This is a genomic window from Spirillospora albida (assembly GCF_000718255.1).
Taxonomy (GTDB): domain Bacteria; phylum Actinomycetota; class Actinomycetes; order Streptosporangiales; family Streptosporangiaceae; genus Spirillospora; species Spirillospora albida.
On record NZ_JOFJ01000004.1, the window covers coordinates 110,980 to 136,655 of the forward strand.

At 73.7% G+C, this 25,676-nt stretch carries 18 protein-coding genes; 10 read left to right on the top strand and 8 right to left on the bottom strand.

Annotation, left to right across the window (positions count from 1 at the left end):
- The first annotated feature begins 18 nt into the window (after nt 1–18).
- Nucleotides 19–1,293 carry a hypothetical protein gene (locus tag IE99_RS0107015; RefSeq protein ID WP_030165416.1) on the top strand — a complete coding sequence of 425 codons (1,275 nt, stop codon included), beginning with the start codon at nt 19–21 and terminating at the stop codon, nt 1,291–1,293.
- A gap of 140 nt (nt 1,294–1,433) precedes the next feature.
- Complete coding sequence (locus IE99_RS30090) at nt 1,434–3,047, top strand: CBM96 family carbohydrate-binding protein (RefSeq protein ID WP_030165419.1); 1,614 nt, start codon at nt 1,434–1,436, stop codon at nt 3,045–3,047.
- Nucleotides 3,048–3,140: 93 nt separating this feature from the next.
- On the opposite strand, the gene IE99_RS0107025 is transcribed toward IE99_RS30090, so the two are convergent.
- Nucleotides 3,141–5,978, bottom strand: coding sequence for a PKD domain-containing protein (locus IE99_RS0107025; RefSeq protein ID WP_030165423.1), 2,838 nt, complete (start codon nt 5,976–5,978; stop codon nt 3,141–3,143).
- Between the two features lie 345 nt (nt 5,979–6,323).
- Here IE99_RS0107025 and IE99_RS0107030 point away from each other — a divergent pair, with 345 nt between their 5' ends.
- From IE99_RS0107030 to IE99_RS0107065, 8 genes are all read left to right on the top strand, one after another.
- On the top strand, nt 6,324–7,742 hold the full coding sequence (locus IE99_RS0107030; RefSeq protein WP_051712248.1) for a hypothetical protein: 1,419 nt from the start codon (nt 6,324–6,326) through the stop codon (nt 7,740–7,742).
- Nucleotides 7,739–8,962, top strand: coding sequence for a hypothetical protein (locus IE99_RS0107035; protein ID WP_051712148.1), 1,224 nt, complete (start codon nt 7,739–7,741; stop codon nt 8,960–8,962). Before IE99_RS0107030 ends, IE99_RS0107035 begins: the two co-directional genes overlap by 4 nt.
- On the top strand, nt 8,959–9,822 hold the full coding sequence (locus IE99_RS0107040) for a sulfotransferase domain-containing protein (RefSeq protein ID WP_030165433.1): 864 nt from the start codon (nt 8,959–8,961) through the stop codon (nt 9,820–9,822). Before IE99_RS0107035 ends, IE99_RS0107040 begins: the two co-directional genes overlap by 4 nt.
- A complete protein-coding gene (locus IE99_RS0107045; protein WP_030165436.1) occupies nt 9,819–11,216 on the top strand; it encodes a YveK family protein in 1,398 nt (465 codons plus the stop codon). The genes IE99_RS0107040 and IE99_RS0107045 overlap by 4 nt, the downstream gene beginning before the upstream one ends.
- A gap of 168 nt (nt 11,217–11,384) precedes the next feature.
- A complete protein-coding gene (locus tag IE99_RS0107050) occupies nt 11,385–13,442 on the top strand; it encodes a CpsD/CapB family tyrosine-protein kinase (RefSeq protein WP_030165439.1) in 2,058 nt (685 codons plus the stop codon).
- Nucleotides 13,429–15,159: a lipopolysaccharide biosynthesis protein gene (locus tag IE99_RS0107055; RefSeq protein ID WP_084219337.1), complete on the top strand. Its 1,731-nt coding sequence runs from the start codon at nt 13,429–13,431 to the stop codon at nt 15,157–15,159. The genes IE99_RS0107050 and IE99_RS0107055 overlap by 14 nt, the downstream gene beginning before the upstream one ends.
- Nucleotides 15,143–16,462, top strand: coding sequence for a methyltransferase domain-containing protein (locus IE99_RS0107060; RefSeq protein ID WP_030165445.1), 1,320 nt, complete (start codon nt 15,143–15,145; stop codon nt 16,460–16,462). Before IE99_RS0107055 ends, IE99_RS0107060 begins: the two co-directional genes overlap by 17 nt.
- Nucleotides 16,459–17,781, top strand: a complete 1,323-nt coding sequence (locus IE99_RS0107065) for an RCC1 domain-containing protein (RefSeq protein ID WP_084219338.1) — start codon at nt 16,459–16,461, stop codon at nt 17,779–17,781. The genes IE99_RS0107060 and IE99_RS0107065 overlap by 4 nt, the downstream gene beginning before the upstream one ends.
- On the opposite strand, the gene IE99_RS0107070 is transcribed toward IE99_RS0107065, so the two are convergent.
- From IE99_RS0107070 to IE99_RS0107100, 7 genes are all read right to left on the bottom strand, one after another.
- The gene (locus IE99_RS0107070; protein WP_030165453.1) at nt 17,778–18,656 is read right to left on the bottom strand and encodes a hypothetical protein; all 879 of its coding nucleotides are present in this window, start codon (nt 18,654–18,656) and stop codon (nt 17,778–17,780) included. The genes IE99_RS0107065 and IE99_RS0107070 overlap by 4 nt on opposite strands.
- Before the next feature lie 61 nt (nt 18,657–18,717).
- A complete protein-coding gene (locus tag IE99_RS0107075) occupies nt 18,718–19,614 on the bottom strand; it encodes a glycosyltransferase family 2 protein (protein WP_030165456.1) in 897 nt (298 codons plus the stop codon).
- Nucleotides 19,615–19,745: 131 nt separating this feature from the next.
- Nucleotides 19,746–20,753, bottom strand: a complete 1,008-nt coding sequence (rfbB, locus tag IE99_RS0107080; protein ID WP_030165459.1) for a dTDP-glucose 4,6-dehydratase — start codon at nt 20,751–20,753, stop codon at nt 19,746–19,748.
- Between the two features lie 74 nt (nt 20,754–20,827).
- A complete protein-coding gene (locus tag IE99_RS0107085) occupies nt 20,828–22,090 on the bottom strand; it encodes a sulfate adenylyltransferase subunit 1 (RefSeq protein WP_030165461.1) in 1,263 nt (420 codons plus the stop codon).
- 32 nt (nt 22,091–22,122) lie between these two features.
- Nucleotides 22,123–23,040, bottom strand: a complete 918-nt coding sequence (gene cysD, locus IE99_RS0107090) for a sulfate adenylyltransferase subunit CysD (RefSeq protein WP_030165463.1) — start codon at nt 23,038–23,040, stop codon at nt 22,123–22,125.
- A gap of 132 nt (nt 23,041–23,172) precedes the next feature.
- A complete protein-coding gene (locus tag IE99_RS0107095) occupies nt 23,173–24,075 on the bottom strand; it encodes a 3'(2'),5'-bisphosphate nucleotidase CysQ (RefSeq protein WP_030165466.1) in 903 nt (300 codons plus the stop codon).
- A 114-nt stretch (nt 24,076–24,189) separates the two neighbouring features.
- Entirely contained in the window at nt 24,190–25,665 is a 1,476-nt protein-coding gene (locus tag IE99_RS0107100; RefSeq protein WP_030165469.1) for a sugar transferase, read from the bottom strand.
- Nucleotides 25,666–25,676: the final 11 nt, after the last annotated feature.

Here is a 25,676-nt window from a genome sequence, read left to right on the forward strand (position 1 = left end):
GCCTCCGGAGTCACCAGAATGCGCCCCACTCTCGCGTTCCTCACGGCCGCCGCACTCGCGGCCGTCCCGACGAGCGTCGCCGCCACCGGCGTCGCCGCGGCCGACCTGCGGCAGGACGCCGTGGTCTCGGCGAACCCCGTCGACAACACCCCGCACGTCCTGGACGGCACCGTCCGGGCCATCGCCGTCGTGGGCACCAAGGTGGTCGTCGGCGGCACCTTCGACCAGGTGCGGGAGGCCGGATCGCGCAAGCCGACGCTGCAGCGGCACAACCTGTTCGCCTACGACATCGCCACGGGCAAGGTCGAGACCGCGTTCCTGCCCAAGGTGGACGGCACCGTCCACACCCTGCAGACCGGGTCGTCCGGCACCGTCTACGCCGGCGGCACGTTCAAGACCGTCAACGGCGTCAAGACCGGCACGCTCGCGCGGATCCGGGTCGCGAACGGCACGCCCGTCACCGCGTTCAAGCCCGCGGTGAACTACCGGGTCTCCTCGGCGGTGCTGCGCGGCACCCGCCTCTACATCGGCGGGACGTTCACCAAGGCGGGCGGCAAGGCCCGCACGGCCCTCGCCCGCCTCGACGCCACGTCCGGCGCCGCCGACGGCGCGTTCGCCTTCACGATCGACCAGCCCCGGCAGGGCGCGCTCAAGGTGTACCGGATCGCGGTCAACGCCCAGGACACCAAGCTCGTCATCAACGGGACCTTCACCCAGGTGAACGGGCAGCGCCGGTACCAGATCGCCATGATCGACACGGGGCGGGCCAAGCCCGCGCTGTCGTCCTGGAGCACCGAGCGGTTCTCGACGCCGTGCAACACCAGCGCCTTCGACACCTACATGCGCGGCATGGACTTCTCGCCCGACGGGTCGTACTTCGTCGTCGTGACCACCGGCGGCGGCTACGGCACCTCGCAGCTGTGCGACTCCGCGACCCGCTGGGAGAGCGGCCGCACCGGCCCCCGCCAGCGGCCCACCTGGATCAACTGGACCGGCGGCGACACGCTGCTGTCCACCTCGGTGACCGGCGCCACCGTCTACGTCGGCGGCCACCAGCGCTGGCTGAACAACCCCTACGGCCGCGGCTTCGCCGGCCCCGGCGCGGTGTCGCGCCCCGGCATCGCCGCGCTCGACCCCGCCACCGGCAAGGCGCTGTCCTGGAACCCGACGCGGACGCTCGGGCACGGCGTGGAGGCGCTCGTCGCGACCTCGCGCGGCCTCCTGGTCGGCAGCGACACCGACCGGCTCGGCGGCGAGTACCACGGCCGCATCGGGATGTTCCCGCTCCGCTGAAGCACGGGCCACGGCCGGGGAGGCGCTCGCGGGCGGTTCCCCGGCACGGCGGGACGTCCTAGGATGCCCGCTAAGCGCGGAGACGTCGCCGCGGCCCGCAGCGGCCACTTCAGGCGGTCATCCACAGGAAGGGGCGGTCCGTGCCTCACCACGACCACCGCGACCCGCTCGACCGGGGCCACCACCGGCCGGACCCGCACCGGTCCCAGCCCGTCCCGCCCGTCCCTCCCGGCCTGCGCGGCCGGCCGCCCCGTCGGCGGCCTCGGCGCGCGACGTGCTTCACCGCGGCCGGCGCCGTCCTCGCCGTGGGCGCCTCGCTCGGCGCCGTCGCGCTGAGCGACCCGGCCGCGCTGAACCTGAACGCGCGCACCACCGCCGGGGGCCGCACGATCCTTCCCGCCGCCGCCGACACCTACGTCGTGCGGGAGCGCCCCGGCCGGGGCTACGGCACCGCGCAGAAGATCACCGCGTCGCTGTGGCCGGACTGGCACACCGAGGCGTACGTCGCCTTCGACGTCCCGGCGGGCACGCCCCCCTTCACCGGCGCCCGGGTGGAGATGACGTTCGACCGGCCGGAGAACCGGCCCCGCACGGTCAGCTTACGGGCGCTACCCGGCTCCTGGACGGAGGCGGGCACCTCGTGGCGCAACCGGCCCGCCGCCGGGCACGTCGTCGCGACCGCCACCGACACCACGCGCAACCGCATCGCCTTCGACGTCGGCTCCGTCGTGAAGCGTCCCGGCCGGTACGCGTTCGCGATCGTCAACGACGAGGACTGGTCGGCCGCGTCGGTGCACTCGCGGGAGAGCGGCCGGTCGGGCCCCCGCCTCGTCCTCGGCACCGGGAAGGCCGCCGCGCCCGCACGGACGGGCACGCGGCCGTCGCCGACCCCCACCGCGCCCGACGCGCCCGGCCCCGAACCGACCTGGAGCGTCCCCTCCCCCACCCCGACCGCCGGGCCCGACGGGCGGCGGACGCTGTGCGGTGTGTCCCTGAACCTGCGGTCGGGCGAGACGTTCCAGCAGGCCCTCTCCCGCATGGACGGGGAGTACGGCGGGCTGGAGACCGTCCGGCTGTTCTACCGGGGGGTGCCGCCCGCATGGCCGGGGAACCCGGACGTCGGCGAGCGGCCGGCGATCATCTCGTTCAAGCTGGCGCCCCGGGACGTCCTGGCCGGGGAGCACGACGCGGCGCTGACCCGGTGGTTCACGACCGCGCCCCGCGACCGGGACGTCTACTGGGTCTACTACCACGAGCCCGAGGACAACATCGCCGACGGCGAGTTCACCGCCGCCGACTACCGGGCCGCGTGGCGGCACCTGCGCGCCCTCGCCGACAAGGCGGGCAACCGGCGGCTGCACGCCACGCTCGTCCTGATGGGCTGGTCCCTCGACCCGCTGTCGCGCCGCGACTGGCGCGACTACCACCCGGGCCGGGACGTCGTCCAGGCGCTCGGCTGGGACGTGTACAACCTGGAGCACAAGAAGGGCCGCTACCAGGACCCGGCCGCCATGTACGACCGCGTCGTGGCGACCAGCCGGGCCGAGGGGCTGCCGTGGGGCGTCGCCGAGACCGGCAGCTTCCTCGTGGCGGGCGACCGGGGCGACCGGCGCGCGGCGTGGCTGCACGCCACGAACGCCTACCTCAGGCAGCGGGGCGCGCTGTGGGTCGCCTACTTCGACCTCGACTGGCCCACCGGCGACTACCGCCTGCTGGACGCGCCCAGCAAGAGGGCCTGGCGCGACTTCTGCTGACGGCGCCCGCGGCGGCGCGGACGCCGCGCGGAGAACGCGCGTGGCCCCGGCCGGATCCCTCCGGCCGGGGCCACGCTCATCTTCCGCTCGCCCCTACTTGCGGGCGAGAACGATCGTCCACATCAGCGCCCTGCTGGTCGCGTCCGTGACCGCCGTCTTGCCGCCGTAGCCGCCGGTGGCCACCGTGCCGCCGCTGTCGGCGACGAGCGCGGTGATCCGGCCGCCGCCGGTGCCGATCCCGGTGCCGCGGGTCTCGACCCCGGCCGGTGCCGTCCACTGCGTGGTGCTGGACGACTTGTCGGCCCAGTAGGTGACCGCCCACGCACCGGCCGCGTCGACCTGCGCGGTCGGGCTGGTGTGCGCCGTGACGGACGCGTCGTCCACCGCCTTGGCGATCGCCGCGACCGGGTCGGTGGCATTGGTGCCCTCGTAGGCCAGCAGCCGGATGTCGGCCTTGGTCAGGGCGCTCAGCGGAACGCTGACCTCCTTGCCGCCGTCGCCCGCCTGCGCGACCCGCTTCCACACCGTGGAGGTGGTGCTGCCGGCCGACTGGGTGCCGACCTGCGTCCACCCGGCGGGGGCGGTCGCCGTCACGCCGTTGGCGCTGTTGAACGTCAGCACCAGGATCATCCCGTCGCCCGGCTGGACGCCGGACGGGACGGTGGTGTGCGCCGACGTGACGTTGCCGTTGCCGCCCGCACCGCCGCGGTAGGCGATGTCGACCCGGTTCGGCGCCACCGTGACCGTCTGCGACCGGGTGGCGGTGCCGCCGCGGTCGTCCGTGACGGTGAGCTTCACGGTGTACGTCCCGGCCGCCGTGTAGGCGTGCTCCGGTGCGACGCCCGTGCCGTTCCGGCCGTCGCCGAAGTCCCACGCGTACGAGGCGATCGTGCCGTCCGGGTCGGTCGAGCCCTCGGCGTTGAACGTGCAGGACAGGTCCTCGCACTGGCTGGTGAACGCGGCCGCCGGCTGCTTGTTCGGCACGTCGGCGTACAGGAACACCGCCCGGCCGCGCCAGTCGCCGGAGGCGACGAGGGTCGGGGTGCCGGACGGGACGCCCGACGCGGAGAACGCCACCCGGTACAGCCGCCCGTCGGAGTTGTTCACGTAGTAGAGCTCGTCGCCGTCGACGAACATGCCGCCGACCTGGCTCCAGCTCATGCCGGGCAGGTTCCCGACCGCCGTGAACTCCTGCGCGCCGACGACATTGTTCTCCGGCGTGAACCCGCGGTAGTACAGCGCGGACTGCCCGCGCGTGTAGTAGACGCGGCCGTTGGCGAAGAACATGCCGGTGATGCTCTGCACCTGGCTGTGCCAGGTGGACATCGTGACGAGCCGATCGCCGGTGTCGATCGCCTTCGGCTCGCCGAGCGTGGTGCCGTTGAAGGAGCGGCGGGAGAAGGCGCCGCTGGAGGAACCGTGGAACAGCTCGCCGTTGATCATGAACGCGCCGCGCACCGTCCGCCAGTCCAGGCCGGCGGTGTCGCCGTCGGCGACGGTGCCGGCGGTGGTGCCGTCGAACGAGCGGTTCCGCAGGTAGTTCTGCCCGAGCGCGGTGGTGGCCCCGCCCGAGTAGATCTTGCCGGGCAGGGCGCCGGTGTCGTTCGCGGCGACCTCGGTGCCGCCGGCGAGCGGGAACATCGCGAGCTTCATGTGCTGCTCGCCGCCCGCGATGTCGGTGTCGCTGCCCATCCACAGGCCCTCGCTGGTGGCGAGGAGGTCGAACACGCCGACGCCGCGGGTGCGGCCGGGGTTCCAGGAGTACGGCAGGCCGCTGGCGGGGTCGAGCGCGACGATGCCCTCGCGGGACACCGCGCCCTGGCCCGCCCGGTCGCCGGCGAACGGGTTGTTCGCCCAGCGGAAGTGGCCGCCGGCGTAGACGGCGGTGTCGGTGATCTCTACGGCGTAGCTGGTGTCGCCGCCCGTGACGTTGACCCAGGTGGGCTGCTGGCCGCCGCCGGTCTGGGCGGTCTCGAACCGGGCGTGCGTGTCGCACAGCTTGGTCGCGCCGCCGTAGGCGCCGGTCGTCGTGACGACGAAGAACCTGCCGTTCGGCGAGAAGTCGACGTCGCGCATGTAGGTGTCGAACGACTGCGAGCACTGGTCCGCGTAGCGGACGGTGTCCCAGTTGGCGAGCTGCGCGGACGTGCCGCTGATGTCCAGCATGACGATCTGGCGCCGGGTGGCGCCCGCGACCGAGCTGAAGTTCCCGATGCCGACGAGCTGCGAGCCGTCGGGGGTGACATCCATCTTGTAGACCTGGGTGACGCCGTCACCGGTCTGCGTGCCGGCGAAGGCGAGGTCGAGGAAGTCGTCGCGGGCGCCGGTCTGCGGGTCGATGGTCGCCAGGGCCGGCCGGGCCGCCCCGCCGACCGTCGCGAACGTCCCGGCGACGTACAGCCGGCCGCCGGCCAGGCGCAGGTCGCGGACGCGGGCGTCGAACTGCGGTTTGAACGACGTGATCGGGGCGCCGGTGTCGGCGTTCACCCGCGCCAGCACGAAGGTGCGGACGCCGTTGATGTACCCGAAGTTGCCGCCGGCGTACAGGGACTTGCCGTCGGGGGCGGGCAGCAGGACGCTGACCTCGTTCTTGTCGACGTTCGGCGTGAAGGCCGGGTCGATGGCGCCGGTGGCGGCGTCGAAGGCGAACATCCGGTTGCGGGTGAGGACCGGCTTGTTCGAGCCGGCCTCCTTCACCTGGGTGAAGGACCCGCCGATGTAGATCTTTCCGCCGATCTTGACGATCGACTTGACCTCGCCGTCCTGGATCTGGGGCGTGTGGTCCACGGGGTCCGCGCTCACCACGCGGCCGTGATCGGTCTGGGATCCCGTCTGGTCGGCGAGCGCCGGGGCCGCGACGGCCAGGCCCGTCACCGTGCCCAGTGTCAGCGCCGCCCCCGCGACCAGAGCCCCCAGCATGCGTCCGCGCATCGCGCCTCCGTGCGAAGTAGAGTTAAAACCGCCGCCATGTGCACACCAAGGCCTCCGGCACCACGCAAGCGTAGCCAGCTTCCCGAGTGGGCCGACGATTGGATCACTAACTTTTCGATTTCAACTGCGAAATAGCCGCAGGTAGTCGGTCCGACCGCAACGTATCGCAGCTCACCGGCACGTCTACCGCTTTTCGCGGGGTACGCTGCGCCATCGGGAAAGACGCATGGGCGACATCGCCGGACGACCCGTTCAGATGGCCGTATCCGGACACTGTAGAGCGTCAACGGAAAGGGCGGCCGGACGTCCGGCGGGCATCGGGGAACGGAGCGGCGAGTGACCGGGATGCGAGCGAACGCGGGCCGCGCGCCCCTCGCCACGCCGCGGCTCCTCACCGGGCGCCTGCCCGCCGGCTGGCCGCTCACCGTCGCGCTGCTCGGCTTCCCGCTCTGGTGGATCCTCGGCCTCGCCAACCTCATGCTGATCTTCATGACGGTGCCCATGGCGATGACGCTGTGGCGCCGGCGGAGCACCCTGGTGGCCCCGAACGGGTTCGGCGTCTGGCTGTTCTTCCTCGTGTGGGTCCTGCTCGGCGCCCTGACGCTGTGGGCGGACGCCCCGCTCGCCGACCCCGGCGGCGGATTCAGCCGCGTCCTGGTCTACGGCTACCGGGTGGCCTGGTACGCCGCGTTCACCGTCGTCCTGCTCTACATCGGCAACATGAGCGAGCGGGAGCTGCCGTCCGGGAAGATCGGCAGGCTGCTCGGCTTCATGTTCGTCGTGACCGCCGCGGGCGGCTTCCTCGGCCTGCTCCTGCCGTCGGTCCAGCTGACCTCGCCGATGGAGATGCTGCTGCCGGGCGGGCTGGCGAACAACGCGTTCATCCGCGACATCATCCATCCGCGCACCGCGGCGATCGAGACGATCCTCGGGTTCGAGCAGGCCCGGCCGATGGCGCCGTTCGCCTACGCCAACACCTGGGGCGCCGCGTACGCGTTCTTCCTGCCGTACTTCCTGCTGACCTGGATCATCCGCGCGCGCCGGGGCCGCCGGATCATGGGGATGGCGATCTTCGTCCTGTCGCTGTGGCCCGCGGTCTACTCGCTGAACCGGGGCCTGTGGCTGGCGCTCGGCACGATCGGGCTGTTCGGCGTCGTCAAGCTCGCCCAGGTCGGCGGGCCGCGCGTGATCGCCTGGACGGCCGGCGCGGTCGCCGCCGGGGCGATCGTGGTCGCGCTGTCGCCGCTGCCCGGCCTCGTCCAGGACCGGCTCGACAACCCGCACAGCAACAACCGCCGGGCGATGCTCGCCGAGGAGACCACCCGCAGCGCGCTGACCGGTTCCCCGCTGGTCGGGTTCGGCTCCACCCGCAACGTCCAGGGCGACCTCGGCACGGTCGCGGGCGGCGACAAGGCCGGCTGCAAGGCCTGCGGCTCCCCGCCGCTCGGCACGCAGGGCCACCTCTGGCTGCTGCTGTTCGCCAACGGCGTCGTCGGGACGATCGCGTTCTGCGCGTTCTTCGCCGTCCGGTTCCTCCGGCACTGGCGGGACCGGGGCGCCTACTCCCTCGCGGGCTGCTGCGTCCTGATCTCCTGCACACTGTTCATGATCACGTACGACATGGTGGAGGTACCCCTGTACACGGTGATGATCGCGGTGGCCCTGATGTGGCGGGCCGAGCGGGACAAGCGGGGCGAGCAGCCCCGGCGCGTCGCCGCCCGCGCCCTCACCCCCCGCGCCCTGCACGAGGCGGAGGCGCGATGAGCGCGCCGGACACCGGGCGCGCGGACGACCGGCACGCCTGGGTGGAGGCCGTCGAGGCGCTGTGGCCGGGCGCGAAGGTCGAGCCGGCCGAGCCGGGCTCCTCGGCGGGCGCGCGCCGCGAACTCGCGTTCCTGCCGAACGCCGCCCACCCGCGGCTGCTGGTCCCGGCCGGGCTGCCGGGCGCCGCCGCGTCCGCGCTGCGCCGCTACAGCCACGACCTCGGGGTCAAGGCCCGCGCGTCGCGCGGGCTCACCGCGGCCGCCGTCCGCACCGGGCTGCCGGAGCGGACGCTCCGCGACCGGCTGCGCGTCACCGGGGGCGACGCGTCGATCGAGGACCACCTCGGCGGGCTGCTCGGCCGGCCGGTCGTGGTCAGCATCGGGCTGGGCAGCGCCCGCGCCAACCGCAAGCCGATCCTGCACGTCCTGTCCCGGCAGGGCGAGCCGGTCGCGTTCGTCAAGGTCGGCGACTCCGGGACGACGCGGGGCCTGCTCACCGGCGAGGCCGAGGCCCTCACCTACCTGGGGGCGCACCGCCCCGAGGGGCTGCACGTCCCCCGGCTCCTGCACCACGGCACGTGGCACGACCTCGACCTGCTCGTCCTGGAGCCGCTGCCGACGAGCGCGCTCGGCTGGCGGCCCCGCGGCCGGGCCCCGGTCGCCCAGATGCGCGCCCTGTTCGAGGTCGGCGGCGTGGAGCGCGTCCCGCTGCGCGGCAGCGCCTTCCTGGCGGGGCTGCGCGAGGCGCCCGCCGCCCTCCTGGACGACCGGCCGCGCGCCCTGTTCGGCGAGGTCGTCGAGGCCGCCGCGCGGGCGCACGGCGGCCTCGAACTCGACTTCGGCGCCTGGCACGGCGACTGGACGCCCTGGAACATGGCCTGGCACCGGGGCGTCCTGCGCCTGTGGGACTGGGAGCGGTTCGCCCGGGGCGTCCCGAACGGCTTCGACCTGCTGCACTACCGGCTGCAGGAGGCGCTGCGCACCGCGCCCGGACCGCCCTACGCGACCTGGCCGGACGGCGCGGCCGCGCTGCTCGCCCCGATCGGGCTCACCGGCGCCGCCGCGTCGGCGACCGTCCGGCTGTACCTGCTGGAGCTGTGCCGCCGCTACCTGCTCGCCGCCCAGGAGCCCATCGGCGGGCCGCTGCGCGCCGACGCCGACCGGCTGCTCGGCCTGCTGCACGCCGCCCCGCCCCGCCCCGACACCGGGAGGACCCCGTGATCTCGCGCCGCGACGCCCCCCAGTGGGTCAAGGAGGCCGGCCGGGCCGCGACCCGCACCGGCGGCCGGCTCACCGCCGGCGCCCGCCTGCTGCCCGCCTTCCTCATGGTCGGGACGCAGCGCGGCGGCACCACCTCGCTGTTTCGCGCCCTCGCGCAGCACCCCGCGGTGGTCCAGCCGAACTTCCACAAGGGCGTGCACTTCTTCGACGTCAACTACCCGCGCGGCCTCGACTGGTACCGAGGGCACTTCCCGGTCCGGGCGCTCGCCGAGCGGAAGACGGCGCCGGCGGCGCCGATGGCGTTCGAGTCCGCCGGGTACTACATGCACCACCCGCTGGCGCCCGAGCGGATCGCCCGGGACCTGCCGGACGTGAAGCTGATCGCGCTGCTGCGCGACCCGGTGGAGCGGGCCTACTCGGCCCACAAGCACGAGCTGGCCCGCGGGTTCGAGACCGAGCCGTTCGAGCGGGCGCTGGAGCTGGAGCCGGAGCGGCTGGCCGGCGAGATCGAGAAGATCAAGGCCGACCCCGGCTATGTCAGCCACGCCCACCGGCACCACTCCTACCTCGACCGCGGCCGGTACGCCGACCAGATCGAGCGGCTGTTCGCGCTGTTCGGGCGGGACCGGGTGCTGGTGCTGTTCGCCGAGGACTTCTTCACCGAGCCGGAGCCCTGCTACGACCGGATCCTCGACTTCCTCGGCCTGCCGCAGTGGCGGCCGCCGTCGTTCGAGCGGCACAACGCCCGGCCCGGGTCGCCGCTGCCGGACGCCCTGCTGCGCCGGCTGACCGACCAATACACCCCCTGGGACGACAAGCTCGCCGCGCTGCTCGGCGAGGAACCGGCCTGGCGGCGATGAAGCGGCGCGCCCTCGGGCCGTCCAGCGTGCAGGCGGAGCCGCCGCTCGCGCCGGACTCGATACCGGTCACCCGATACGCGGCGGCGGTGCGGCGGCACCTGCCCGCGCTGCTGGTCGCGGTGCTGCTCGGCTGCGTCCTGGGCGTCGGCAAGGTCGTCCTGACCCCGGCGTCGTACACCGCCAGCGTGTCGGTCCTCGCACCGCCGGTCTCCCTGCACCCGGGCGTGCGGGCGGGCTCGGCGGAGACGGAGGCCCGCCGGCCCCGGGACGCCACGATGGACACCGAGGCGCAGCTCGTCTGGTCGGACGAGGTCCTGCGGCGGCTCTCGACGTTCCCTGGGTACCGGGGGGTGCCGCGGGACGAGCTGCGCGACCGCATCGGGCTGGCGGTGCCGAACCAGACGAAGGTCCTCACGATCAGCGTCCGGGCGCCGTCCCCGGCCACGGCGCAGAACGGCGCCCAGGTCGTCGCCGAGGCGTATCTGGAGCTGCGCCAGCAGATCCTGGGCGGTGTGCAGCAGCGCAACCGGGAGGGGCTGGAACGGCAGCTCGACCAGCTGAACCAGCGGCTCAAGGCGCTGCCGGGGGACGACTCCGTGCGCCTGACCGTCCGCACCCGCCGCCAAGCGATCATGAAGCAGATCGGCACGGTGCAAAAGGAGCTGTCCGCGCAGGACAGCAAGCAGGTCCAGCCGGGCGAGGTGCTCCGCACGGCGCAGCGGCCCACCGGCCGCGACGATCCCGGCCGCGACGTCGCGGTCGCCGGGGGCATCGGCGTCGGGCTGCTGCTGTGGGTCGCCTTCGTGCTGCTGCGCGACCGGCGGCCGCGGCGCATCCGGCGGCCCGCCGACGTCCGGCTGCACGCCCGGCTGCCGATCATGGTGGAGGCGCCCGCGTACGACGGCGGCCACCGCGAGGTGTGCCGCCGGCTCCGCAACCTGGTCTTCGACGCCGAGGCGACGACCGTCCTGGTGGCGGGGGTGCCGGGCAGCGCGGGCACCGAACTGGCCTACGAGCTGGCGGAGTTGTGCACCGAGGGCGGGTCCCCGGCGACCGTCCTGCAGGTGCGCGGGGACGGCGACGACGGCGATCCGGTCCCGGAGGGGACGCGGCGGCCGCGGAGCTTCACGGTGCGGGTCGTCCGCAGCGACGACGACCGGCAGCTGGCCCGCGCCGTCGACAAGGCGGGCCGCGAGTCCCGGATCGTCGTGATCACCACGCCCGACATCAACGGCGCCGACACGATCAGCGCCGCCGTCGCCAGCGACATGACGCTCGTCGTCGTGCAGCGGGGCCTCGCCCTCGACCGCGACGTCGCCCGGGGCGTCCTCGCCCTCGACCAGGCCGCGACACCCGCCCGCGGCATCGTCCTCACCGCCCCCGGCCGCGGCTGATCATGCCGCCCACCTCGCAGGTGATCCGCCGTGCCGCACCCGCCCGCCCTATCACACGGGATCTTCAGGAACGAAACCGGCACTTGCCACACGCAGATAAAGTCTTGACGGACACTTCGGTGCCGAATACTTGGACAATTCCGACCTGCAACGATGAGGGGGACCGTCGTGGGAGCTGACCGGCCGGCCGACCCGCAGGGTCAGCTGCTCACCACGCTGCGCCGCTACATGGTCGCGCTGCTCGCGCTGGCCCTGCTCGGCGGCGGCGCCGGGGCGGCCGCGGCGATCACCCTGCCCGCGCCCTTCAAGGCGACCGCCACCGTGCTGGTCAGCCCCCTGGAGGGCAACCCGTACTCCCCCGAGGGGCGCGGCGACGACCTCGTCAACCTGGAGACCGAGGCGCAGCTCGTCGGCACCGACACGGTCGCCAAGATCGCCCGGGACCGGCTGAAGCGGGACCTGCCCGGCGAGGTCGCCGTCACGGTGCCGCCGAACACCCAGGTGCTCAACCTGTCCTACACCGCGAGCAGCGCCGCGGAAGCCCGCTCGGGCGCGCAGGCGTTCGCCGACGCCTACCTGGAGTACCGCAGGCAGCGGGCCCAGAACGTGGTGAACAACCGGCTCGCGAAGCTGAAGGCCCAGTCCCAGCGGGTCGAGCGGGCGCTCCTGCAGACGAACCGGGAGCTCGCCACGGCGACCGGCGCCCGGCGCTCCTACCTGGCTCAGCGCGTCACCGCCTACACCAACCAGCTCGGTGTCATCGACGAGCAGTCCAACGACATCGGCAGCACCCCGATCAACCCCGGCCAGGTCATCACCCCGGCCGGGGCGCCGAGCGGTCCCGGCCAGATGCGCACCATCGTGTTCGGCGGCGCGGGCCTGGTCGGCGGCGTGCTGCTCGGCCTGGTGATCATGCTGCTGCGGGAGCGGCTGAACCAGCGGCTGCGCGACGCCGACGAGATCGAGGCCCTCGGCGTCCGGACGCTCGCCACGATCCCCGCGGGCGGTCCGGGCGGCGACACCCTCGCCGTCGTCGCCGCGCCGAAGAGCCCCGCCGGGGAGGCGTACCGGCGGCTGCGCGCCGCCGTCGTCGCGACCGCGCCGCAGACCCCGGTGGCCCTGCTCGTGACGAGCGCCACCCCGGGCGGCAGCGCCCGGCTGGCGGGCGCCAACCTGGCGGTCTCGCTCGCGTTCGCGGGCGCCAAGACCATCATGATCGACGCGAACACCGACGACGCCGACATGACCGCGCTGTTCGGCGCCCGGCCCGGCAAGGGCCTGTCGGACACGCTGCTGAGCGGCGCCGACCCCGCCACGCTGCTGATCCACACCGACTCGCAGCTCCGGCTGCTGCCGCGCGGCCCGCGCGCCAGGGAGGCCGCGCACCGGTTCAGCGGACCCCGGATGCGAGAGGCCGTGAAGGTGCTGCGCCGGCGCAGCGAGTTCCTCATCGTCAACGCGCCGAGTCTGCACGACGCGGACGCGCAGGCGCTCTGCACCTTCGTGGACGCCGTCGTCCTCGTCGTGAACCAGGGCGTCACCACCCGCGAGGAACTCCGGCAGGCGTACGTGGAGGCGGAGCGCTCCGGCGTCACCGTGCTCGGCGCGCTGCTGGAGCCGGCGGAGCCGCACGGGCAGCGGCCGCGCCAGGGCCCGTCCCGGCAGGGCTCGCCGCGCCGCCCGCAGGACGGCCGCGACGCGCGGGGCCCCGCTGTCCCGCGCGAGCACCCCGGCGAGGCGGACCTGGGCTGGGCGGAGGACGAGCCGCCGGCGGCGCCCGACGCGCGGGCCGGCGAACAGGAGTACTGGCCGGGCACGGCGCGGGGCGAGGAGGACGTCCCGGACGAGACGGCCGGCTCCACCCTGACCACCCAGGCGCTGCCGAAGGTGCCGGAACCGCCCGCCGAGCCGGGACGGCATGTCGCGCCGCGGCCGGCCATCCCGGGGCGGCTCGAGGGGCCGCGCCCGGCGCAGCCTCCGGTGCGCCCCGCGCTCGACCCGCCGGCGAAGCACGACCCACTGGCGAAGCACGACCCACTGGCGCCGCCCGACGTCGCGGACGCCGAGTCCGCCGCCCGGGACCAGAGCGACACCCTGCGGACCCAGGAGGACGTGCGGAGGTTCATCGAGGAGCCCCCGGACGCCCCCGCCGAGGACGGCGACGGCGAGATCCTGCCCCGCTACGGCAAGCAGCCGCGCAAGGCCGCACGGCATGGCGGTTCCTGAACCGGGCGCGGCCCGAGCGGCCGCCGCCGGGGCCGGCGGGACCGAGGGCACGGGCGAGGCCGGTGGATCAGGTGGATCCGGTGGGGCCAACCTGAACCGGCTGGCGCGCGGCGGTGCCCTCAACCTCGTGGGCGCCGCCGTCGCGGGCGTCCAGGGCCTCGCGCTGGTCTTCCTGATCGCCCATCTGTACTCGCAGAAGATCGCCGGGACGTTCTTCGCCGCCACGTCGCTGTTCCTCATCCTGGCGGCGGTCGCGGGGCTCGGCACCGACGCGGGGCTGCTGCGCTGGCTGCCCCGGCATCTCGCGCTCGGCGACCGGGCGGCCGCCCTGCGGACGGTGCCGGTCGCGCTCGTCCCGGTGCTGGCGACGGCCGCGGCCGGCGCGCTGCTCCTCGCCCTCACCGCGTCATGGACGGCGGGCCACATCGGCGTGGACGACCCCGGCCAGGCCGCCGGCATGGTGCGGGTGCTGGCGGTGTTCCTGCCGCTCGCGGCGGCGCAGGACGCGCTGCTGGCCGCCACCCGCGGCTACGGGTCGATGCGCCCGACCGTCCTCGTCGACAAGATCATCCGGCAGGCCGCGCAGGTCGCCGGGGTCATCGCGGCCGCCCTGTGGACCGAGGACGCCACCGCGCTGGCGCTGGCCTGGGCGGCGCCCTACCTGCCGTGCGTGATCATCGCCGCGCTCTGGTACCGGCGGATCAGGCGGGCGCACCACGCCACTTCGCCGCCCGTCCCGGCGGAACCGGTCGAGCCGATGTCGCCGCGGGCCCTCGCGGGCGGGTTCTGGCGGTTCACCGCGCCCCGCGCGGTCGCGCAGATCTGCCAGACCGCCTTCCAGCGCGCCGACATCGTGCTCGTCGCGGCGCTCAGCTCGCCCCGCGAGGCCGCGATCTACACCGCCGCCACCCGGTTCATCGTGATCAGCCAGCTGGCGACGCAGGCCGTGCAGAACGTCATGCAGCCCGCGGTGAGCCGGCTGATGGCGCTCGGCGACCGGGCCGGCGCGGGCCGCGTGTTCGCGGTGTGCGCGTCGTGGAACCTCGCCCTGGCCTGGCCGGTGCATCTCGCCGTCGCCGTCGGGGCGCCCGTCTACATCGGGGCGTTCGGCGGCGGCTACCGAGGGGACGGCGAGTTCGTCACGGTGATCCTCGCCGGCGCCATGCTGGTCGCGACCGCGACCGGCGCCCGCGACGTGATGCTGCTCATGGCCGGCCGCAGCGGGCTCAGCCTCGTGAACCAGAGCACCGCGCTCGGCGTGACGATCATGCTGAACGTCCTGCTGATCCCCCCGTTCGGGATCGTCGGGGCGGCGCTGGCGCGGGCGTGCGGGCTGCTCGTCCGGACGCTGATGGCGCTCGTCCAGGTCCGCAGGATCCTCGGCATGAGCCCGGCGGGCGCGGGGCTGGCCTGGGCGGCGGCGGCCGCGCTGACCTCTTTCGGGGCGCTGCCGCTCGCGCTGCGGCTCGCCTTCGGCTCCTCCGCCGGCACCCTGGTCTTCGCCCTGATCCCCGGAAGCATCCTCTACCTTGCCCTACTCTGGGTCGGCCGGGAACGGCTGGCCCTGACCGCCTTCGCGGCACTGCTGCCGGGACGGCGCGGCCGCGGCGCCCGCACTCCGGCGCCCGGCTCCACCGCCGGGAGCGCGGCCGACACCACAGCCGATCCGGCACCCGCCACGACATCTGCCAGGAGCGTCCATGTCCACGGGAATTGACCAAGTCCGCCGAAAGTCCCGCGCGGTGCTGCGCAAGACCGGCCTCGCACCGAGCGGGCCGGTGTACGGGCGCCTGGTGGACGCCGGCCGCTCCCTGCCGATCCCGGCCGGCGCGCGCGTCGCGGTGTCCACCGCCGTGCTGCGCCGCCCGTGGCGGGTGCCCGTCCGCTTCGACCGGCTGCTGGTCGGGGCGCAGGGCGGCTGGACGGCCCGCGAGTTCGCCGACCGCACCGGGGACCTCCTCTGGCCGTCCACCCCGTTCCTGGAGGGCCCGCACGTCGGGCTCCTGCGGCTCGCCGACGAGTACGGCGAGCTGTCGGACGAGCAGATCCTCGACAGCGGCTACGGGCGGCTCGGGCTGCGCTGCATCGAGGCCGGCGGCAACTACTTCGGCGGCACCGACGAGGCCGGCGTCCTCGCCGCCGCCCGCGCGTTCATCGCCCGCTACCGGGGCGAGGCCGCCCCGGACGGCGCCCCCCGCCCGCAGCAGAGCGGCCCGCAGGACCCGGTGCTCGTCGCGCCCGTCCGCGGCTCCGACCGGTTCCAGATCCTGGACGGCCACCACCGGCTCGCGATCGCCGCGATGGGCGGCGCCACCGGCGCGCACGTCGTGGCGAAATGGCTGCCGGTCACCACCCCCCTCCAGGACCTCCTGCTCAAGATGAGCTGGCTGGACGGCACCCACGAGCTCTACCAGCCGATCGACGCGCCCGAGCTGCGGTCCGGCTGGACGACCGTGCGGCGGTGCACCGACCGGCTCGACAAGATCACCGCGTTCCTCGGCGAGCGCGGCCTCACCGGCGGCCGCTACCTGGACGTCGCCAGCTGCTACGGCTGGTTCGTCGCGCAGATGGCCGCGCGGGGCTTCACCGCCGAGGGCATCGAGCGCGACCCGCTCGCCGTCCCGCTCGGCCGGGCCGTGTACGGCCTCCCGGACGGGGTGATCACGTCCGGCGACTGCGTCGACTTCCTGAACGGCCATGACGCGGGCCGCTGGGACGTGGTGTCGTGCTTCAGCCTGCTGCACCACTTCGTCCTCGGACGGGGCGCCGTCAGCGCCGAGGAGCTGATCCGCCTCCTCGACCGCGCCACCGGCCGGGTGCTGTTCTTCGACACCGGCCAGGACAACGAGGCCTGGTTCGCCGAGTCGCTGCGCGGCTGGAGCCCCGCCCGGGTCGAGGCGTTCCTCCGCGAGAACACGACGTTCGACGAGATCATCGACCTCGGCCCGGACGACGACGCGCGACCGCCCTACGAGGACAACTACGGGCGGCACCTGTTCGCCTGCGTCCGCTCCGCATGATCGCCGCACGCCGTTCCATCGTCGCGCTCCTGGTCCCCTCCCTGGTCCTGACAGCGGCGGCGTGCGATCGAGGCAAGATCGAAGAGCAGCGGGTCGCGCCGCCGCCGTCCGCGCCCCCCGCGGGCTCGGCCGGCGGCCAGAGCGGCATCGTGTGGTCGAGCGGCCTGAACGGAAACGGCCAGCTCGGCCGTAAGGCCGCCGACCTCGACCCCTCCCTCGCCCCGGTCACGGGGCCGGACGGCAAGACGCCGCTCGGCGGCGTCGTGGCGATCGCCGGCGGCGGCCGGCACTCCATCGCCGTGCTGTCCGACGGCAATGTCGTCGCGTGGGGCGCCAACGACCGCGGCCAGCTCGGCAACGGCACCACCCGCGACAGCGCGGTGCCCGTCCCGGTCCGCGCCCCGGCGGGCGAGCCCGGACGCCTCGGCCAGGTCGTCGCCATCAGCGCCAACAGCGACTTCTCCATGGCGCTGCGCCGCGACGGCACGGTCGTCGCCTGGGGCGAGGGCGGCTCCGGGCAGCGCGGCGACGGCCGGATGAAGACCACCCCGCTGCCGAACCTCGTCCGCACACCGGACGCCAGGCGGCCGCTCACCGGCATCACCGCGATCGCCGCCGACGGCCGCACGGAGCTCGCGCTGCGCCGCGACGGCCGCGTCTTCGCCTGGGGCGCCAACAAGTTCGGCATGGTCGGCGACGGCACGGTCAAGACCCGCCCGCTGCCGGTACCGGTGCGCGGCCAGGGAGGCACGGCCCCGCTCGGCGGGGTCGCGCGGATCGCGATCGGCGGCCAGCACGGCCTCGCCCTCCTGCGCGACGGCCGCGTCCTGGCCTGGGGCCGCAACGAGAAGGGCCAGCTCGGCGACGGCTCCGGCACCGACCGGCGGCTTCCCGGGCCCGTCAAGGGCGTCCGGGGCGCCGGGCGGCTGTCCGGCGTCATCGCCATCTCGGCGGCCGAGAAGCACAACTACGCCCTGCGCAAGGACGGCACGGCCGTCGCGTGGGGCAACAACACCGCCGGGCAGCTCGGCGACGGCACCCTCACCCAGCGCGGCGTCCCCGTCGTGATGGTCAGCGGGCACGGCCCGACGCTGCGCGGCGTCCAGCAGGTGCACGCGGGCGAGGCGTACGGGGCCGCGATCTTATCGGACGGGACCCCGATGACCTGGGGCGCCGGCGGCCGCGGCCAGCTCGGCTCGGGGAACCGGGTGGCGCGCAGCCGGCCGGGCCCGCTGGTGATGACCCACGGCGCCACACCCGAGAAGGTGCTGACGGCGGCCGTGGGCGAACGTCACCTGCTGCTGCTGATGCGGCCCTAGCTCTTCTCGCCGTCCTGCCCCGGGGTTCCGGGCGCCTGCGGGGCGTCCGGCTTCGGGGCGTCCGGGGCGGGGGCCGCCGGGGCGGGAGCGCCCGGCCGGGGCGCCTCGGCGCCGGGGCCGGCGGGCGGTCCCGCCGGGGCGCCCGCGGGAACGGCCTGCGCCGGTGCGGGCGCGGCCTGCTTGCGGCGCCGCATCAGCAGGAAGCCGCCGCCCGCGCCCGCGAGGACCACCACGGCACCGCCGGCGAGGAGGTAGCCGATCGGGAGGCCGTCGTCCTTCTTCGCCTCCTTCTCGGCCTTCGAACCGGTCGCGGGACCGGTCGGCTGCGACTCGGCGAGGGTGCGCTCGATCGGCTCCTCCTCCGGCGCGGGCTTGCCGTCGTTGCTCCGCTTGGTGGCCTGCGGCGGGGCGTTCTTCGAGACCGGCAGCGTCCGGATGAAGGCGATCAGCGCGTGGTCGGGCTTGCCCGGGTACGCCTTCACCGCCTTGCCGTAGGCGGTGTTCACCTGGGTCTTCGGCAGCGTGGTGGACGCCACCCGCAGCTGGTCCCCGGCGAGGACGGCGTAGGTGCCCTTGCGCTCCAGCCGGCCCGGGAGCTGCGCCAGGATCCGCGCGGCGTCGTTCCCCGCGGGGACCACCACGACGAACACCGGCACGGCCCGGCCCTGCGCGGTGCGGAGCAGGTCGAGCGCCCGGTCCGTCCGCAGGTACCTGGCCTTGGAGTCGACGTGGTAGCCGCTCTCGGTGACGTCCTCGACGATCGCGTCGAGGTCGACCTCCGCCTGAGCGGGGCCCGCGGCGAGGCCGAGCGTCGCCGTACCGACGGCCAGGGCGAGGGTCCCGGACGCGGCGATGCGGCGGGGAGTGGATTTCACGGGCTGGGCTCCTTTGACACGCGTGCGGAAGGCGGAGGGTCGGGCGGGGCGGGGGCGGGCGTCAGATGCCGCGCCCCCGGGTGTGGAGGGCGAGCAGGACCCGTTTGCCCGAGACCGCGCCGGAGGCGACGGCGAGAGCGAACGGGACGCGCCGCTCGGCGGGGTTGGCCCTGAGGGCGCGGGCGGACCAGCGGAGGGCGTCCCGGCGGCGGCCGACGGTGGCGCAGCCGAACGCGAGCTGGCCGTAGACGCGGGCGGCGGCGCCGGGGACGCGGGCGATCTCCGGGTAGTGCTCCAGGAACCACTCCAGGGCGGCGACCTTCGTCTCCCACGCCTGCGCGTAGTAGGAGGTCAGGCCCCACAGGACGCGGACGTACGGCTCGTCGACGTTCAGGACGGGGTGGCGGCGGGCGGCGCGGAGGGCGAGGTCCCAGTCCTCACCCTGGGCGCCGGGGATCGACTCGTCCACCATGCCGATCTCGATCAGCGGCGCGCGGCGCGCGACGTAGGTGGAGGAGTGGACGCTCATCATCCGGTCGCGGATCAGGGCGTCGTAGGTGACGCGGCCGGTTCCGGCCAGCCGGGGCAGCTCCCGGCCATCGAAGTCGATCATGATTCCAGTGCTGCACAGCACGGCGTCCGGCTCGGCCTCCAGGGCCGCGACCTGGGCGGTCAGCTTGCCGGGCAGCCACTGGTCGTCGTCGTCGCAGAACGCCACGAGGTCGGTGTCGAGGGCCTGGATGCCGCTGTTGCGGGCGCCGGCGAGGCCAGGACCGCGGGTGTTGGCGATCACCGTGACCCGGTCGGACGCGAGCCCCGGGTCGGGCTCGGCCCGGTCGAACACGACGACGGCCCGCAGGTCGCCCGCGTATTCCTGGGCCAGGACGGACTCCAGCGCACGGCGGAGCAGCTCCGGGCGGTCGTGCGTGGGGAGCACCACTCCGACGGATGGTGGCATGACACCTTCCCTGCTGTTGATCGCGTCCTGGGGGCTGCGCGCCGCCTGTGGCATTGTCGCGCGTCCGGAGCCCCCGGACATCAAAGGTACCTATTCGTTAGGTACGCCCCGTCCATGGCGACCTGCGGTGATCACCCGCTTCGGCCGTCGTCCTCGGCGCGCTTCTTCAGCGGCTCCCACCAGGTGCGGTTCGCCGCGTACCAGCGGATGGTCTCGGCGAGGCCGTCCTCGAACGCCACCTCCGGGACGTACCCGAGCGCCCGGACCCCGGCGTCGGACAGCGAGTAGCGGCGGTCGTGGCCCTTGCGGTCCGGGACGCGCTCCACCATGTCCCATCCGGCGCCGAGCGCGTCGAGGATCCGCCCGGTCAGCTCCAGGTTCGTCAGCTCCGCCGTCCCGGCGATGTGGTAGATCCCGCCCGGTGCGCCCCGCTCCGCGACCGCCTGGACGCCCCGGCAGTGATCGGCGACGTGGATCCAGTCCCGGACGTTGCCGCCGTCCCCGTACAGCGGGACGGCCCGGCCGTCCAGCAGATGCGTGACGAACAGCGAGATGATCTTCTCGGGGTACTGGTGGGGCCCGTAGTTGTTGCCGCAGCGCGTGATGCTGACCGGCAGGCCGTGCGTGCGGGCGTAGGCGCGGGCCATCAGGTCGCCGCCCGCCTTGGACGCCGCGTACGGCGAGTTCGGAGCGAGCGGGGCGTCCTCGCCCCAGGAGCCCTTCTCTATGCTGCCGTAGACCTCGTCGGTGGACACCTGGACGACCCGCGGGGTCCCCGCCTCCAGGCATGCCTGCAGGAGCGTCTGCGTCCCCAGGACGTTCGTCCGGGTGAACGCCCCGGCGCTCTCGATCGACCGGTCGACGTGCGACTCCGCCGCGAAGTTCAGCACCGCGTCGTGGCCCGGCACGATTTCGGCCAGCAGCCCCGCGTCGCATACGTCGCCGTGCACGAACGCGTACCGGCCCTCGGCCGGCTCCAGGTTCGCGAGGTTCCCCGCGTACGTCAGCGCGTCCAGGACGGTGATCTCGGCGCCGGCCCATGCGGGGTACTCCCCCGCCGCGAGTGCCCGGACGTACTGTGAGCCGATGAAACCGGCGCCGCCCGCCACCAGCACGCGCGGGACGGAACGCCTGCTCACGGGGCCTCCAGAGGTGCCGATGCCGGGTTTACCCAGACATTACCGGCACCTACCGGAGGCTCCGTCCCGTCCCGTCAGCGCGCGCCGGTGATCATCCCCGCCGCGACCGTGTTGTTCGTGGTCTCGTCGATCAGGACGAACCCGCCGGTCAGCCGGTTGCGGCCGTAGTCGTCCACGAACAGCGGCTGCGTCACCCGCAGCGAGATCCGCCCGATCTCGTTCAGGCCCAGCTCCACAGCGTCCTCGTCGCGGTGCAGGGTGTTCACGTCGAGGCGGTAGTGCAGGTCCTTGACCAACGCCTTCGCCGTCCGCGTCGTGTGCTTGATGATCAGCTTGGAGCGCGGTGTGAGCGTGCGGTCCGGCGTCATCCAGCAGACCATCGCGTCCAGGTCCTGCGCGACCTCCGGCCGGTTGTTCGGCCGGGCGATCATGTCGCCGCGGGAGATGTCGATGTCGTCGGCCAGCCGCAGCGTCACCGACATCGGCGCGTACGCCTCCGCCACCGGCCCGCCCGGACCGTCGATGTGCGTGATCGTCGTCGTCAGCCCGGACGGCAGGTGCACCACCTCGTCGCCCGGCTTCAGCACACCGCCCGCGACCTGCCCCGCGTAGCCCCGGTAGTCGTGCAGCTCCGGGTCCGTCGACTTGTGCGGCCGGATCACGTACTGCACCGGGAACCGCACATCGATCAGGTTCCGGTCGGACGCGATGTGCACGTGCTCCAGATGGTGCAGCAGCGACGATCCCTCGTACCAGGGCATGTTCACGCTGCGCTCCACCACGTTGTCGCCGTGCAGCGCCGACAGCGGGATGAACGTCAGGTCCGACACGTCCAGCTTCGACGCGAACGCCGTGAACTCGTCCACGATCCGCTCGTAGACCTCGCGGTCGTAGTCGACCAGGTCCATCTTGTTGATCGCCACGACAAGGTGCGGCACCTGCAGCAGCGTCGTCAGGAACGCGTGCCGCCGCGACTGCTCCAGGATCCCCTTGCGGGCGTCCACCAGGATGATCGCCAGGTCGGCCGTGGACGCGCCCGTCACCATGTTCCGCGTGTACTGGATGTGGCCGGGCGTGTCGGCGATGATGAACTTGCGGCGCGGCGTCGCGAAGTACCGGTACGCCACGTCGATCGTGATGCCCTGCTCCCGCTCGGCCCGCAGGCCGTCGGTCAGCAGCGCCAGGTTCGTGTACTCCTCGCCCCGGTCGGCGCTGGTGCGCTCCACCGACTCCAGCTGATCCTCGAAGATCGACTTGGAGTCGAACAGCAGCCGCCCGATCAGCGTCGACTTGCCGTCGTCCACCGAGCCCGCCGTGGCGAACCTGAGGATGTCCATCTGCTTGCCGTGCCCGGCATCGTGCGAGGCCATCAGAAGTAGCCCTCCTTCTTGCGGTCCTCCATGGCGGCCTCGCTGGCCCGGTCGTCGGCGCGGGTCTGCCCCCGCTCGGTGATCCGCGTCGCCGCGATCTCCTCCATGACCTCGTCCAGCGTCACCGCGTTCGACTTCACCGCCCCCGTGCAGGACGCGTCGCCGACCGTCCGGTACCGGACCGTCGCCTCGAACTCGGGCTCGTCGTCGCCGCGGTTCGCGAACCCGGTCTGCGCGTCCAGCAGCATCCCGTCCCGCTCGAACACCCGGCGGGTGTGCGCGAAGTAGATCGACGGAAGCTCGATCCCCTCACGCCGGATGTAGTCCCAGATGTCCAGCTCGGTCCAGTTGGACAGCGGGAACACCCGGACGTGCTCCCCCTGGTGGATCCTGGTGTTGAACAGGTTCCACAGCTCCGGACGCTGGTTCTTCGGATCCCACTGCCCGAACTCGTCCCGGAACGACACGACCCGCTCCTTGGCGCGGGCCTTCTCCTCGTCCCGCCGGGCCCCGCCGAACGCGGCGTCGAACCGGTGCTCCTCCAGCGCGTCCAGCAGCGCCGTCGTCTGCAGCCGGTTCCGGGACGCGCGGCGCCCCTTCTCCTCCACGACCCGGCCCTTGTCGATCGCCTCCTGGACGGACGCCACCACGAGCCGCACCCCCGCGTCCGCGACCTTCCGGTCGCGGTACTCGATCACCTCGGGGAAGTTGTGGCCGGTGTCGACGTGCATCACCGGGAACGGGATCGGCGCCGGCCAGAACGCCTTCTTGGCCAGGTGCAGCATCACGATGCTGTCCTTGCCCCCCGAGAACAGCAGGACCGGCCGCTCGAACTCGGCCGCCACCTCCCGGAAGATGTGGATGGACTCGGCCTCGAGGACGTCTAGCTGGGACAGCAGGTAATCACAACGCTGCATGGTCTCGGACTCTCTCCACGCTGGTCTGGCAGATGCACCGATGGCTCGCGACGAGTCCGCACAGGGTACGGCCCCTCCACCGGTAGGAACGTCGGCACCCGGGTGTTCCATCCCACCCGGGCGGGGCGGGGATCACGCCGGCAGGGCGTCGGACACATCCCGGATGCCGGTCAGCAGCGTCGACGCCGACACGGGATGGCACACCAGGATATCCGGCAACCGGGGATCCTCACGGTTGTAGGCCAGCACCGACCCGTCGATCCGGGTCGCGTGCGCCCCCGCCGCGAGCGCCACCGCCGCCGGCGCCGCGGAATCCCACTCGTACTGGCCGCCCGCGTGCACGTACGCGTCGACCTCGCCGAGCAGCACCGCGGAGATCTTCGCCCCCGCCGAACCGATCGGCACCAGCTCGACCTCCAGGTCGAGCCTCTCCGCGAGCCGCTGCACGAACGCCGGCGGCCTGGTCCGGCTCACCGCGATCCGCAGCTTCCCCGCGTCCGGCGCCGGCGCGTGCAGCGGCACCTCGCCCGGCTGGTCCGCCGGGTCGTCCCGGACGAGCAGCGCCCCGCCCGTCGCGGACGTCCGCAGCGTCAGGCCCTGCGCCGGCAGCGCCACGGCCCCCGCGGCGAGCCGGCCCGCGCCGGTCTCGTCCCGCGTCCACAGCGCCACATGGACCGCCCAGTCGCGGCGGCCCGCCTCGGAGAACTCGCGCGTCCCGTCGAGCGGATCGATGATCCACACCCGGCCGGCGGACCGCCGGTCGGCGTCGGAGGAGTTCGCGGTCGGCGCCCGGTCGTCGCCGTCCGACCGCTTCGCCGCCACCGACGAGCGGCCCTCCTCGGAGAGGACGGCGTCACCGGGACAGCGCTCGCGCAGGGCGGCCATGAGGTACTCGTGCGACCGCAGGTCGCCGGTGTCCTTGAGGTTCCGCGCGTCGGCGAAACCCACCTCGGCCCGCACGCCCAGCAGCAGCCCGCCCGCGACCATGGCGAGCTCGGCCGCCAGGGCGTGGTCGTCCGCCGTCTTCTCCGTCATATGCGCATTTCCCTACTCGACTGGTCTGCTCGGTCTACTTTCTCACGATGACCAGCGCCGCCGCAGGATCAGGTCCCACCGGGGGTGTGATTCTTTCCTCCGGCACGACCCCGGTCAGTACGCTCCCGAACCCCGGAACACCGCCGACCACGTCTTCCAGATGATCTGCAGGTCGAGCGCCAGTGTCCAGTTGTCCACATAGCGCAGGTCCAGCCGGACCGACTCCTCCCACGACAGGTCCGAGCGGCCGCTCACCTGCCACAGCCCCGTCAGCCCCGGCCTCACCACCAGCCGCCGGTACACGTCGCCGCCGTACTGCGCGACCTCCTCCGGCAGCGGCGGACGCGGCCCCACCAGCGACATCTCGCCCCGCACCACGTTGAACAGCTGGGGCAGCTCGTCCAGCGAGTACCGGCGCAGCGTCCGCCCCACCCGCGTCACCCGCGGGTCCCGGCGGATCTTGAACAGCACACCGTCGGTGTCGCTCGCCTGCAGCAGCTCCACCTTGCGGAGCTCCGCGTCCTGCACCATCGTCCGGAACTTGAAGACCGTGAACTCCCGGCCCCCGCGCCCCACCCGCGTCTGCCGGAACAGCACCGGCCCGTCGCGCCCCACCTTGATCAGCACCGCGATCAGCAGCAGCAGCGGGCTCAGCACCAGGATCGCGCTGAGCGCGGCCACCCGGTCGAACAAGCCCTTCACGAGCTTGCGGCCGCCGTCCAGCTCCGGATGCTCCACGTGCAGCAGCGGCAGCCCCGACACCGGACGGATCGAGATCCGCGGACCCGTCACATCCATCAGGGCCGGCGCCACCACCAGCTCGATATCGTCCCGCTCGATCTGCCACGCCAGCCGCCGCAGCGCCACCCCGTCCATCTCCGGACAGGCCAGCACCGCCACCGAGTCCGCGCCGATCCGCTCCGCGACCGCCGCCGCCTGCCCGAAGTCGCCCAGCACCGGGACGCCCTCCACCTCCGCGACCGCGTCGTCACCCGACACCAGCGCCGACGGCAGGCACACGGCCGCGATGTCCATCCCGTGGTACTTCTTGCGCCGCAGCAACCGGATCAGATCCGACACCGACGTCCGGTGGCCCACCGCGACGACCCGCCGCATGTACACCCCGTCCCAGCGGCGCCGGTGCAGCCACTTGCGCAACCGGTACCGCGCCACCACCGCGAGGAACGTCCCGAGCGGCAGCGCCATCACCACGTACCCGCGCGCCACCTCGGTCTTCGTCGCGTACGCCACGATCGCCACCGACGCGGTCAGGATGAACCCCGCCCGCAGCACCCGGTGAAACTCCTCGTACCCCACCCCGATGTACCGCGGCTGGTACGCCCGGCAGGTCATCAGCACCGCCAGCCACAGCAGCGGCAGCGCCACCGTCAGCACCACGTACGGAACGTTGCCCTCCTGGGGCACACCCGGGAACCGCAGCACGAACGCCACACCGCCGGCCAGCAGCATCGCGAGGAAGTCGAGCGTCCCGGCCATCCGCCGATACCGCACCGTCCACTGCTGTGGCTGCGACCGGCGCGGCGCGAGACCGATCGAAGACTCGGCTTGAACCTGGTCGACGACGGCCATGAACCCACCCA